This is a genomic window from Antrihabitans stalagmiti, from assembly GCF_016482825.1.
GTDB lineage: Bacteria > Actinomycetota > Actinomycetes > Mycobacteriales > Mycobacteriaceae > Antrihabitans > Antrihabitans stalagmiti.
The window spans coordinates 450,242-462,520 of sequence record NZ_JAEMNV010000004.1 but is presented as its reverse complement, the minus strand read 5'-3'; the positions used below and the strand labels follow the sequence as shown (position 1 = coordinate 462,520).

The 12,279-nt window shown below is 64.3% G+C and carries 12 protein-coding genes; 1 reads left to right on the top strand and 11 read right to left on the bottom strand.

Going from position 1 to position 12,279, the window contains the following annotated elements; translation table 11 throughout:
• Positions 1-3: 3 nt before the first annotated feature.
• From JGU71_RS15100 to ftsH, 11 genes are all read right to left on the bottom strand, one after another.
• Positions 4-807 (bottom strand): type III pantothenate kinase, encoded by an 804-nt coding sequence (locus tag JGU71_RS15100; RefSeq protein WP_199704961.1) that lies wholly within the window; start codon positions 805-807, stop codon positions 4-6.
• 13 nt (positions 808-820) lie between these two features.
• Positions 821-1,240 (bottom strand): aspartate 1-decarboxylase, encoded by a 420-nt coding sequence (panD, locus tag JGU71_RS15095; RefSeq protein ID WP_199704960.1) that lies wholly within the window; start codon positions 1,238-1,240, stop codon positions 821-823.
• 13 nt (positions 1,241-1,253) lie between these two features.
• The gene (gene panC / locus JGU71_RS15090; RefSeq protein ID WP_199704953.1) at positions 1,254-2,201 is read right to left on the bottom strand and encodes a pantoate--beta-alanine ligase; all 948 of its coding nucleotides are present in this window, start codon (positions 2,199-2,201) and stop codon (positions 1,254-1,256) included.
• Complete coding sequence (locus JGU71_RS15085) at positions 2,198-3,139, bottom strand: Rossmann-like and DUF2520 domain-containing protein (protein WP_199704951.1); 942 nt, start codon at positions 3,137-3,139, stop codon at positions 2,198-2,200. Before JGU71_RS15085 ends, panC begins: the two co-directional genes overlap by 4 nt.
• 109 nt (positions 3,140-3,248) lie before the next feature.
• A complete protein-coding gene (locus JGU71_RS15080; protein WP_199704949.1) occupies positions 3,249-4,256 on the bottom strand; it encodes a DUF6779 domain-containing protein in 1,008 nt (335 codons plus the stop codon).
• Between the two features lie 112 nt (positions 4,257-4,368).
• Positions 4,369-4,836 carry a DUF3180 domain-containing protein gene (locus tag JGU71_RS15075; RefSeq protein ID WP_199705319.1) on the bottom strand — a complete coding sequence of 156 codons (468 nt, stop codon included), beginning with the start codon at positions 4,834-4,836 and terminating at the stop codon, positions 4,369-4,371.
• The gene (folK, locus tag JGU71_RS15070; RefSeq protein ID WP_199704947.1) at positions 4,836-5,354 is read right to left on the bottom strand and encodes a 2-amino-4-hydroxy-6-hydroxymethyldihydropteridine diphosphokinase; all 519 of its coding nucleotides are present in this window, start codon (positions 5,352-5,354) and stop codon (positions 4,836-4,838) included. Before folK ends, JGU71_RS15075 begins: the two co-directional genes overlap by 1 nt.
• Positions 5,351-5,752, bottom strand: a complete 402-nt coding sequence (gene folB / locus JGU71_RS15065; RefSeq protein ID WP_199704945.1) for a dihydroneopterin aldolase — start codon at positions 5,750-5,752, stop codon at positions 5,351-5,353. The genes folK and folB overlap by 4 nt, the downstream gene beginning before the upstream one ends.
• Complete coding sequence (folP, locus tag JGU71_RS15060) at positions 5,745-6,563, bottom strand: dihydropteroate synthase (RefSeq protein ID WP_199705318.1); 819 nt, start codon at positions 6,561-6,563, stop codon at positions 5,745-5,747. The genes folB and folP overlap by 8 nt, the downstream gene beginning before the upstream one ends.
• 41 nt (positions 6,564-6,604) lie before the next feature.
• Entirely contained in the window at positions 6,605-7,240 is a 636-nt protein-coding gene (gene folE, locus JGU71_RS15055; RefSeq protein WP_199704944.1) for a GTP cyclohydrolase I FolE, read from the bottom strand.
• Positions 7,241-7,354: 114 nt separating this feature from the next.
• Positions 7,355-9,697 carry an ATP-dependent zinc metalloprotease FtsH gene (gene ftsH / locus JGU71_RS15050; RefSeq protein ID WP_199704943.1) on the bottom strand — a complete coding sequence of 781 codons (2,343 nt, stop codon included), beginning with the start codon at positions 9,695-9,697 and terminating at the stop codon, positions 7,355-7,357.
• Positions 9,698-9,949: 252 nt separating this feature from the next.
• Here ftsH and JGU71_RS15045 point away from each other — a divergent pair, with 252 nt between their 5' ends.
• Entirely contained in the window at positions 9,950-12,277 is a 2,328-nt protein-coding gene (locus JGU71_RS15045; RefSeq protein ID WP_199704942.1) for a serine/threonine-protein kinase, read from the top strand.
• The last annotated feature ends 2 nt before the right edge of the window (positions 12,278-12,279 follow it).

Sequence of the window (12,279 nt, the reverse complement as noted above, 5' to 3'; positions counted from 1 at the left end):
AACCTAAGCGTTGCGCAGGCGGCCCTTGGCGAGATTGCGCTCGTAGACCAGGCGCAGGCCTTCCAGCGCGAGGTCCGGCTCGTGATGGGCGATCACGTCGGACTCCGGGATGATCAGCGGTGCACTGTCACCGGTGGCAATCACAGCGACGTCGTCGCCTTCGAAGCCGGGAAGATCCGCCCTGACCCGCCTGACGAGTCCATCGACCATTCCCGCGAAACCGAATACCGCTCCAGCCTGCATACATTCGACAGTGTTCTTGCCGACTGCCGATCGCGGCCGCAGCAACTCCGCTTTACGCAACGATGCGCTGTGCACAAGCGCATCCATGGAGATCTCGACCCCGGGGGCGATGCAGCCCCCGAGGAATTCACCTTTGGCGGAAATCACGTCGACGCACGTCGCTGTTCCGAGATCGACGACGATCGCGGGCGTCCGGTAGAGGTGATGTGCCGCAATGCTGTTGACGATCCGGTCGGCGCCGACCTCCTTCGGGTTGTCGACGAGCAACGGCACTCCGGTGCGAACACCCGGCTCCACGACAACGTGCGGTACGTGACCCCAGTATTTTCGCAACATCGTACGAAGCTCGCGCAGCACCGACGGAACCGTGGAAAGTGCTGACACACCGGTGATTCCCTCGATATGGCTGCCGAGCAGGCCTCTCAGAGCAAGCGCAAGCTCGTCTGCGGTGATCCTGGCGTCGGTGTGCATACGCCAGTCCCGCACCAGCTTCGAGTGCGATCCCGAGCCGGTGAACAGACCGAGGACGATGTTCGTGTTGCGAACATCGATCGTGAGCAGCATCTACCGGCGCCGGTCAGACTACGGAAAGCGTACGGGGAGTGATCAATCCGGAACCGGCCGGCGCGTGAGCCGGATCGGACCCGAGTTCGACAGGCTTGTTCGCCTCGTCGACGAACACAACCCGTGGCTTGTAGTCGCGCACTTCCTGCTCGTTCATCGTGCCGTACGCGATCAGAATCACCAGATCGCCAGGCGCGACGAGATGCGCTGCAGCACCGTTGATTCCGATCACGCCGGAACCCGCCTCGCCGGTGATGACGTAGGTCTCGAGGCGCGCGCCGTTGGTGATGTCGACAATGCAGACCTGCTCGCCTTCGAGCAGATCGGCTGCCTCCATCAGGTCGCGGTCGACGGTCACCGACCCCACGTAATGCAGGTCGGCATGAGTTACGGTCGCGCGGTGGATCTTCGATTTCATCATGGTCCGGAACATCGCTGGCCCTTTCCTAGTGGGTGGAACTGCTGAGTGGGTTGGACTGTGCGTGGTCGCCGGTCTGCGGATCCTCTGTCCGGATACCGAGCGAGACACCGACGTTGTCGATAAGACGGGTGGTACCGATACGGGCCGCGACCAGCAATCGACCTTGGCCGTTCTCCGGCGCCGGACCGAGGTCGGCGCCACGAAGTTCCAGATAGTCGACCTCGAACTCGGGCACCGCCGCCAGCACCGACCGAGCCGCAGCGAGCACGGCGTCGGCACCCTTGGGGCCCGCGCTCGCGCCTGCGAGCAGTGCCGCCGACAACGCAGTCGCGGCTTCCCGCTGATCCGGGTCGAGATAGCGGTTGCGGGAGGACATCGCGAGGCCGTCTGCTTCGCGAATGGTCTGGACTCCCACGATCCGAACGTCGAAGTTCAGGTCGCGGACCAGCTGCCGGATCAAAGCGAGCTGCTGGTAGTCCTTCTCGCCGAAGTAGGCATTGGTCGGTCGGGCGATCTGCAGCAGTTTCGCGACGACGGTGAGCATCCCCGCGAAATGTGTAGGCCTGCTTGCACCTTCGAGATCAGCACCGACCGGGCCCGGATGGATCATCGTGCGACGGCCGTCCGGATACATGTCGGCCACCGATGGTGCGAATACAACCTCGACACCTTCGTTGCGCAGCATCGCGATGTCGGCATCGAGCGTCCGCGGATACGCGTCGAGGTCCTCCCCTGCGCCGAACTGCAGTGGATTGACGAAAATCGACACGATCACAACCGAATTGGCGCGCTTGGCCTGCCGGACGATCTCGATGTGTCCGCGGTGCAGCGCTCCCATCGTCGGAACCAGCGCGACACTTCGACCGACGCCGCGCAGCGCGTTCGAGATAGCCGTGACAACTTTCGGATCGTGATGAACCGTCAGTTCACCCGGGACGAAGGCACCCTGCAACGGGTTAGCTGTTGTAGTCATCTCCCCTCCTCCAACAGGTCGATCAGTTCCGCACCGGCACCGATGCGCTGTGCCGAACGCAACGACATCGCTCGATAGCCGGCTGCCAGGTCTGGATCGGCGGCTTCGAGCACCGCGAGGTGAGCCGCGACCGCAGCGACGTCGCCACGGGCGACGGGGCCGGTCAATGCCGACTGTCCGCGTCGCAGCGCATTGTCCAGCGCCGCCGAAAGCAGGGGCGCGAGCATACGTTCTGCGACACCGTTCGGCTGTTCGTCGATGGTCTGCTGACCGAGCAGTTCCTGACCCGCCAACGCAACCCGAAGTGCCGCAACAGCGTCCACCACCAACGTGACGAGATGATTGCTGCCGTGGGCGAGAGCCGCGTGGTAGAGAGTTCGGTTGGCCTCCGCGACGCGGACCGGTTCGCCGCCGATCTCGATTACCAACGATTGCGCGACCGCATAACCGATTTCGTCAGCTGCAGTGATGCCGAAGCAAGCGTTGGCGAGGCGCGCGGTGTCCTCGTCGTGGCCGGTGAAGGTCATTGCAGGGTGAATGGCGAGCGGCGTCGCACCGAGTGCGGTCAGCGGCGCAAGGACGCCGATGCCGTTTGCACCGGACGTATGCGCGACAAGTGCACCCGGGCGCACAACGCCCGTCGACGCCAAACCACTGACGATCGTTGCAAGTTCGGAATCGGGGACGGCGAGAACGAGCAGTTCGCTTCGCTTGGCCACTTCGTCGATCGGGAGAATTCGCGATTCCGGAAGCCGGGTCTCGGCGCGGTGCACCGAAGCGCTCGACACTGCGGAAACTCCGAAGACGATATGGCCGACGCGTTCGAGAGCGGCACCGATAGCTGTTCCGACGCGACCTGCCGAGACGATTCCTACCGTCAATCGTGCAGGTGCTGGGCCACCGACGTGGCTCGCTGAGGTCAACCCATAGGAGGTCAACGCTGTCCTCTCGTTCGTTCCAGTCCCGCTCGGCGGGTACCAGACGTCCTTCGCACAGGATATCGGCTAGAACATCGCCGAAGCTATGCAGCGGAGAGTGATCTACAGCTCACTGGCCGTGGCGTGAACGACGACCGGAACCCTCGCTGCCGACCGTCTCCGACCGAAGATTCGCCATCAGTTCGGCGACCGAGATGCTCTTCGGCGCCATACCGTCGACCTCAGCGGCCTCAGCTTCGGCACGGCGACGACGTCGTGAGCCCGCGGCAGGCTCGGGTAGCAACGGCAGCTCGGCGTCGACGTCAGGCTCGAACTCTGGCTCGAACTCCGCCTCAGGCTCGACAAACGGTTCGGGCGCGGTGTCGGCTGCATCATCCTGCGGCAGGTGCTGCTGGGGAGTGGTAACGATAGGCGGCTCGGGCGCCGACGCCGGCGTGGTTGGCATGGGACCGAACTCGGGGATGGCTGCGACCTCTGCGGTGACCGGCTCGTCGTACGGCGTCGCAAATTGCGGTCGTTGGTTGTTGTCGGCAACGTAGGCGGGGTCCGGCGGACGATTGCGATCGAACACGGGAACGTCGCGGCCGTTCTGACTATCCCTAGCACGGGGTTCCCGATAATTCGGATAGTCGCCGTCCTGGCCACTCGCCAATTCCTGGACCCGCGTCGAATCGGCACGCAGGGCGACGCGTTCCGACGGCAACTGGCCGTCGAAGAGGACCTGCAGGTTCGCGCGCAACGCGACAAGTTCGGCACGGAGTCCGGCGAGTTCTTCGGCATCGGCACGAACTTCTCTCCGTACGCGCGCCTCGACACCCATCTCGAACTCGCGTCGTGCGGAGATCTCGCGCTCCAACTGCAACTCGTAGACCGTCTGCAGATCGCGGGCCTTTGCCTTGTCGACAGCGGATTCTCGACGGTATTTCGTCATCGCGATACCGCCGACGATGGCGGCCCACGCAGCGGCGACGACTCCGACGCGAAGCAGTTGCACGCTGTCGGCGAAGATCAGAAAAATGCTCGCGATCAGGCCCAATCCGAGCATTGCCGCCAGGATCAGCTGGCCCGCGCTGCGTCGGCCGCGACGCGGCGACTTGGTGCGGGAAGCGGACGTCATGACGCCAAGGGTAGCCGTCGCGAGGTCTAGAACCGTGGAGCGGTGCGGCGATTCCGCCGCTCGGTAGTCGTGCAGAGGCGACCGATTTCGGCGTTGACGGACGCCTCGAGCATCAATGTGCCGGCTCGTCCGGCGGGTCCTCCGGTGCCTTGCAACAGTGTTCGAGCCACAGTGCGGCAACGACGAGAACAACTCCCGCGGCCAGCCCGACGATTGCACCCGTGCTGTCGGCGACGGCTGCGCTCAGCGTGTCGCGCTGCGGAAACACGTAAAGCAGGAAGCCGAGCCATACCCCGGCGCTCGCAGCGCCTACCAGCGCGGACGCCTTGGCGAGTGCTACTGCGCGTGCTGCGGTAATCGGGTGCAACTGACGGAGGCCGTCACCGATCTCGTGGTTGTTGACACGCGACCGAATGATGAACGCCGCAATCACCTCGACCACGGCGACCGGATACAACGACGCTCCCGCGTAGACCGGAATCGGCGGTAGCTGGCCGTAGAACACTCGGACGAGCAGCCACGTCGCCGCGGTGGCAAAGACGAGCAATACAACGAGGTCGGGTATCCGTGTCGGCTTCATCACTGCGCCCGCCTTCGAAGCTGCAGCACAAGTTCTGTGGCGGCTACACCCGTACGTTCGTCGTCGGGCAGGGCAGCGAGTAGCTGCGTCAGAGGTGTGGCAACGCCACCGACGTCGAGCACACCGTCGGGTTCGACGTCGATCCAGGGAACGAGGACGAACGCGCGTTCGTGCGCGCGCGGATGCGGCAACGTCAACTCCGGGTCGTCGCTACGAATATCGTCACAGGTGACGACGTCGACATCGAGCGTGCGAGGGCCCCACACCACGGTCCGCGTCCTCGCGGCGGCCTGCTCGAGTTGCTGACCGCGGTGCAGCCAGCCGAGACAATCGACAGCGGGATCGTCGACAACGAGTATCGCGTTGAGAAAGTCGTCCTGATCGATACCGCCCCACGGCGCAGTTGTATATACAGGTGAAACATCGACGACGGACGCTCCGAAGGCATCGAGAACCGACTGCAGATTCTGCACTCGATCGCCCATGTTGGAACCGATCGACAGCACCGCTCTGCTCACTCGAGCAGTCCTGGATCGTCAGTGCTGCGACGAGCACCTTTGCGAGATCGGCGAGCGACGACGCGGACATCGGCAAAGGTGAGTGGGATCGGCGCGGCCGGTTTGTGCAGCATTACCTCGACGGCGTGCACAAGTTCGAGGGTCATGACGTCCTCGGCGATCTCGACGGCAACCGTCTCGATCAGATTCCGGGGCGGACCTGCCACGATCGCGGCTGCACGAGCAGCAAGACCGCCGTAGTCGACGGTGTCGGCAAGGTCGTCGGTGACCGCTGCGTGCGACATGTCCAACCAGACTGTGATGTCGACGAGAAACAGTTGGCCGTCGCGGCGTTCATGGTCGAACACCCCGTGGTGGCCGAAAACCTCCAGCCCGACGAGTTCGATGCGATCAGACATGGTTCGCGCCTTCCCCAGCGGCACGCCAGGCGGCGCTGACTCGCAGCGCGTCGACTGTGCCTGCGACGTCGTGGACCCGGACACCCCACGCGCCGTTGACCGCTGCCAGTGCCGACACGACAGCCGTCGCTGTCTCGCGGCCGTCGGGGGGCCGAATCATCCCGTCTTCGGCAAGCAGGCTGCCGAGGAAGCGTTTCCTCGACGCACCGATCAAGATCGGAAAACCTAGACCGGTGAGCTCGGGCAATGCGGCAAGCAGAGCCCAGTTGTGGTCGGCATTCTTCGCGAAACCGAGGCCGGGATCGAGCACGATCGCAGCCGGATCGACTCCTGCGTTTACGGCCGAATCCAACTGCACCAGCAGTTCGGCACGGACTTCGGCAACCACATCGTCGTAATGTTCGGCGGAACCGGTATGGACATAGTCCGCCGCGGAACGCCAATGCATCAGGATCCACGGCACCTTCGCCGCCGCGACGACGTTCTTCATCCCGGCATCCGCCCTGCCCCCCGATACGTCGTTGACCACGGAAGCACCAGCGGAAATCGCAGCCTCGGCGACCGTCGACCGCATTGTGTCGACGCTGACACGGATGCCGGCAGCCACCAAATCTTCGATCACGGGGACGATTCGCGCTGCTTCGACAGCTGGATCGACGCGTGCGGCTCCTGGCCGCGTCGACTCGCCGCCGACGTCGATGATGTCGGCGCCTGCTGCCGCGAGCTCGACACCGTGCGCGATCGCCGCGTCGTGATCGAGATACCGGCCACCGTCGGAAAACGAATCACTCGTCACGTTCAGAACACCCATCACGACGAGACCACGATCGTGACGCGCCGCGGGCAGGTTGCTCACTTGCGCAACATCAGGTCCAGGGCCTCGGATCGTGAGGCCGCGCTCGACTGGAAGAGTCCACGCACCGCCGAGGTCGTCGTACTGGCTCCCGGCTTGCGAATTCCGCGCATAGCCATGCAGAGATGCTCGGCCTCGACAACGACGATCGCTCCGCGGGGATCCAACTTCCGCATCAAGGCGTCGGCGATCTGGCTCGTCAGCCGTTCCTGGACCTGCGGTCGCTTGGCGTACAGATCGACAACGCGCGCAATCTTCGACAACCCGGTGACGCGGCCGGTGGTGCCGGGGATGTACCCGACGTGCGCGACCCCGTGGAACGCGACGAGGTGATGCTCGCAGGTCGAGTACAGCGGGATGTCGCGGACCAGCACCAACTCCTGGTGACCTTCGTCGAACGTGGTGTTGAGAACTTCTGCAGGTTCGACGAAGAGGCCTGCGAACATTTCGCGGTAGGCGCGAGCGACCCGCGCAGGCGTGTCTTTCAGCCCTTCGCGATCCGGATCCTCGCCGACCGCGAGCAACAGCTCGCGGACGGCCGCTTCGGCCCGCGGCTGGTCGAAAGGATTGCCGGTCTGCAGTGCCTCGGCGAATTCGCCGGCGCTGCCGTTGCTGTCGAGTTGCTCGAGCGCCAAGTGACACCACCTCCAGTTTGTGGCTCTCCTTCGGCGTCAGGGCCTGTCGTCAGGCCGAGCATCCGACGGTCGAGCATTCGAATAGAGCCCTGCGGCTAAACCCTAGGCCGGACCCTAGTGCCGCCCGTTCGGGCCTTCCCAGGATTCAGGTTCGCCGTTCGGGCCGTATCGATCCGATCCGTCGTGCCGGCCACCTGGCTGCGGATTCCAGGCATGCGTCGGTCCGGAAGGACCGTTGCCCTGCGGCGGTCGAGGTGGCTGACCTGGCTGATAGCCATGCTGACCCGGCGTCCACCGATCCCCCGGTGTCGGACCGTGAGGTTCGTCGGTTTCCTGCGGCGGCCAGCCGGGGGCCGACCAACCAGCAGGTGCACCGTAGTCGGGACGTGATGGTTGCGGTGCCTGCCGCTGTGGCGGACCGTAGCCGCCACCCGGAACCGCTGCAGGCTGGTGATAGCCGTTCGCCGGAGCGTGCCGCGGCAGTTGCGACGGATCGCTCGGCGTCGGCGGCAACTCGGGCGGCCACGTCTCGCCGCGTTCGGTCGCGAGTTCGCGTGGTGTCTTGACCGGCGGCTTGTCCGACGGCGTACGACCGCCGAAATCGTTGAACGCGGTGATCCGAGGACGCTTCTCGACGTCGCCGAAGATTTCTTCCAAGTCCGTGCGGTGCAACGTTTCTCGCTCGAGGAGCTCGGTCGCCAAGATATCCAGCACGTCGCGGTACTCGTTGAGGATTGCCCAGGCCTCGGTGTGTGCGGCCTCGATCAGGTTGCGCACTTCCTCGTCGATCTCGCGTGCGATTTCGTGCGAGTAGTCCGGTGCGACACCCATCGACCGACCGAGGAACGGATCGCCCTGCTCCTGGCCGTAACGGACAGCACCGAGCTTCGCACTCATGCCGTACTCGGTCACCATCGCGCGAGCAATTTTGGTCGCCTGATCGATATCGGACGAGGCACCCGTGGTCGGCTCGTGGAACACCAATTCCTCGGCTGCTCGCCCACCCATCGCCATGACGAGGCGCGCGATCATCTCCGAACGCGTCATGAGGCCCTTGTCGTCCTCGGGCACCGTCATGGCGTGGCCACCCGTGCGCCCGCGGGCCAGGATCGTCACCTTGTAGACGGGCTCGATATCGGGCATCGCCCACGCGGCAAGGGTGTGGCCACCTTCGTGATAGGCCGTGATCTTCTTCTCGTGCTCGCTGATGATCCGGCTCTTGCGACGGGGCCCGCCGATCACTCGGTCGACGGCTTCCTCCAACGCATCGCCGACGATCACGGTGCCGCCTTCGCGCGCGGTGAGCAGTGCGGCCTCGTTGATGACGTTCGCCAGATCGGCGCCCGACATGCCGACCGTCCGCTTCGCCAAACCGTCCAGGTCTGCGTCGGTGGCTATCGGCTTGCCCTTCGAGTGCACCCGAAGGATCGACCTGCGGCCGGCAAGATCGGGATTGCCGACCGGGATCTGGCGATCGAAACGTCCTGGCCGCAGCAACGCGGGATCGAGGATGTCGGGACGGTTGGTGGCGGCGATCAGGATGACGCCGGTGCGCTCACCGAAGCCGTCCATCTCGACGAGCAGCTGGTTGAGCGTCTGTTCGCGTTCGTCGTGCCCACCGCCGAGGCCTGCGCCGCGCTGACGGCCGACCGCATCGATCTCGTCGACGAAAATGATGCAGGGGCTGTTCTGTTTCGCCTGTTCGAAAAGGTCACGCACACGCGACGCGCCGACACCGACGAACATCTCGACGAAATCGGAGCCGGAGATGGTGAAGAACGGAACGCCCGCCTCGCCTGCGACCGCGCGGGCAAGAAGCGTTTTACCTGTTCCGGGTGGGCCGTACAGGAGCACGCCCCGTGGAATCTTCGCGCCGAGTGCTTGGTAGCGCGCCGGGTTCTGCAGGAAGTCCTTGATCTCGTAGAGCTCTTCGACAGCTTCGTCGGCACCGGCGACGTCGGAGAACGTCGTCTTCGGCATGTCCTTCGTCAGCTGCTTCGCCTTCGACTTACCGAAGCCCATCACCCCGCCGCGACCGCCACCCTGCATGCGGCCCATAACGAAGATGAACAACCCGAGCAGAATCACGAGCGGCAGCACGAACAGCAGCAGCGAGCTGACCCAGCTTTCGCCGTTGACCTCGGTGTTGAACTTGCTTGCCCCGGAATCCTGCACGGCGCGGAAGACGTCGCCCGACGCCGCGTTCGGGTACTTCGCGATGACCTGGGTCTTGCCGTCCGTCGCGTCGTTACCGTTCTTGAGCTTCAGGCGAATTTGCTGCTCGCGGTCGTCGATCTGCACCTCGTCGACGTTTTTGTCCTTCAGCTGCGACAGCGCGACGGAGGTGTCCACGTTCTGCCAGCCACGTGTGTCGTTACCGAAGTAGCTGAATGCGTAGACGGCAAGGAGGACGGCGGCAAGTATCGCCAGGTTTCGAAACACAGTCTTGCGGTTCATACAGCGTCGGCCGCGATGGCCAGTCCTTTCGCGTGAACTCGGATCATCGAGTGTTTCGGTCTTTCCCGCCGGAGGAAACCAGGTTACCGCGAAGGTTCGGTGTCCAGATAGCAGGCGGTCTCGCCGGATAAGTGCCGCACTCGCTCACGACTACAACGTCCACGCGATACGAGAGGTTCCCAGCCGGGTTGCGACAGCCCCGATCGCCGGCAATCGCGATGCAACCTCCCCTGCCCCGATAGCATCTGCAGAATGGTTCCCGGTACCGGGATTCACACCGCTCGATCGACCGAACCGACCGCGGCGTCCGACGCCGCGGAGCCTGTCGGTGGGCAATCGCGGACCGTGCTGGCCGACGTCGTCGAGCGTTTCGCCGCCGCCTGGAACGGACTGACTGCATCGGATACACCCCCCGATCTGATCAGTTACATTCCGCAGTCGCCCGCGATCCGCCGCGTCACGATGATCGAACTCGTCAAGATCGACCTCGAACACCGGTGGCTCGGCGCCGATCGCCACGGCAAGCGCCACAAGCGTCTCGCCGAGTACTGCGACGAACTTCCGGAACTGCGTGCGATGCCGCTGCCTCCCGATTTGATCTACGAGGAGTTCATCGTCCGGCGTCGCAGCGGGCAATCCGTCGATGCTGCCGAGTACACCGAGCAGTTCCCCGAGCAGGCCGACGAACTGTCGTCCATCCTGACAACCGGAGATTTCGAAGGCACGCTCATAGCGCACTCGGGGAACCCGATCGCACTGGACGAAGTCGACGTCGGACAGCGTGTCAGCGACTTCGACCTCATGACGAGCCTCGGCCGTGGCGCGTTCGCGAAGGTATTTCTGGCAAGGCAACGGTCGATGCAGCGACTCGTCGCCGTCAAGATTTCCGAGGACCACGGCACCGAACCGCAGACGCTCGCCCAACTCGATCACGACTACATCGTTCGAGTCTTCGATCAGCGGGTGCTCGAGGGACGGAAGCTGCGGCTGCTCTACATGCAGTACGTTCCCGGCGGAACGTTGCTCGACGTGCTGAAGAAGGTTCGTACGACACCGGTCGAGCAGCGGTCGGGGCGTTTGCTGCTTGACGTCATCGACGCGGGCCTAGCGGACAAGGGCGAGATCCGCCCGAGTGAGCCAGGCGTGCGCACCGAACTGGCCGAACTCTCCTGGCCCGAGACCGTTGCATGGCTCGGTCGGCGCTTGGCGGATGCTCTCGACTACGCAGGCCGCCACGGTGTGCTGCATCGTGACGTCAAACCGGCGAACGTGCTGCTGACGGCCGAAGGTGTGCCGAAGCTTGCCGACTTCAACATCAGTTTCAGCGGCAACGTGTCGGGTTCGAGTCCTGTCGCCTACTTCGGCGGGTCGCTGGCGTACATGTCGCCAGAGCAACTTTCCGTCGTGCAACCCGACTCCGGGGTCAGCGCTGCGGATCTGGACACGCGAAGCGATCTGTACTCGTTGGCTGTGGTGCTGTGGGAACTTCTGACAGGCGTCAAGCCGTTCGACGACAGCGACGTCGCGCAGGCAGGTGACCGAACCACACTCGAAGCGATGCTGCGGCGCCGCCGCGACGGACGCCATCCCGCTCCCGACGATCTACCCGCCGATTGTCCGACGGCCCTGCGGCGAGTACTGCTGAAGGCGCTGGCGCCCGAGCCCGCGGATCGTTGGTCGACCGGGAACGAAATGGCTCAGCAACTCGACGTGTGTCTCGACGCGCACGCGCGAGATCTCGTCGATCCACCCCCGCGCAGTTGGCGACTGCGGTTGCGGTTGTGGGCGCTGCCGGTGATGGCGCTCGCGATCGCCGTTCCCAATGCACTTGCAATCGCATACGGCTACAACCACAACGCGACGCTGATCATCAGCAAACTCGATGACGATGCGCAGCAACGCTTCACCCAACTGACGCTGTGGACCTACTCGATCGCGTTTCTGCTCGGCTTCATCGCGACGAACGTCTTCCTTTATCACCTTTGGTTCGTCTCGCTCGGTCTACGGAAAGGCCGGTCCTACGATGCCGCGGCCTTGGCCAGCGCGCGTGCGGACACGTTGCGGCTCGGTCATCGAAATGCGTTGGCTTGCTTCTGTTTATGGGTGATCGCCGGAATCGGTGTGCCGGCCACACTTGCTGTGACCGGCACCGAGATCGCCACCGGCACCTACATCCACTTCTTCGCGACGCAGATCGTATGTGGCGCGATCGCCGTGGCCTACCCGTTCTTTCTCGTGAACTTCTACGCCGTGCGGTGTCTGTATCCGATCTTCCTTCCACACGGTGCCATCAGCGACGACGACGCGACGATGCTGCGCCTGCTCGATCGGCGCAGCACTTTCTACCTCGCCGTCGCCGCGGCCGTGCCGCTGATAGGTGTTGCGGGAGCGACGTTCATTCCGCCCGACGACCTGGCCGAGGTGATCGTTCCCATCCGGGTGCTGTGCGTCGGCAGCGCGATTGCGTTCGTCGGCGTCTACTGGGTGTTTCGAACGCTGGAAAACGATCTGCGCGCGCTGGAACGGGTCGCGTCCTCGAGCCCTCTCAACGGGCCTGCCAACCCATCGACTGACACGTAGGC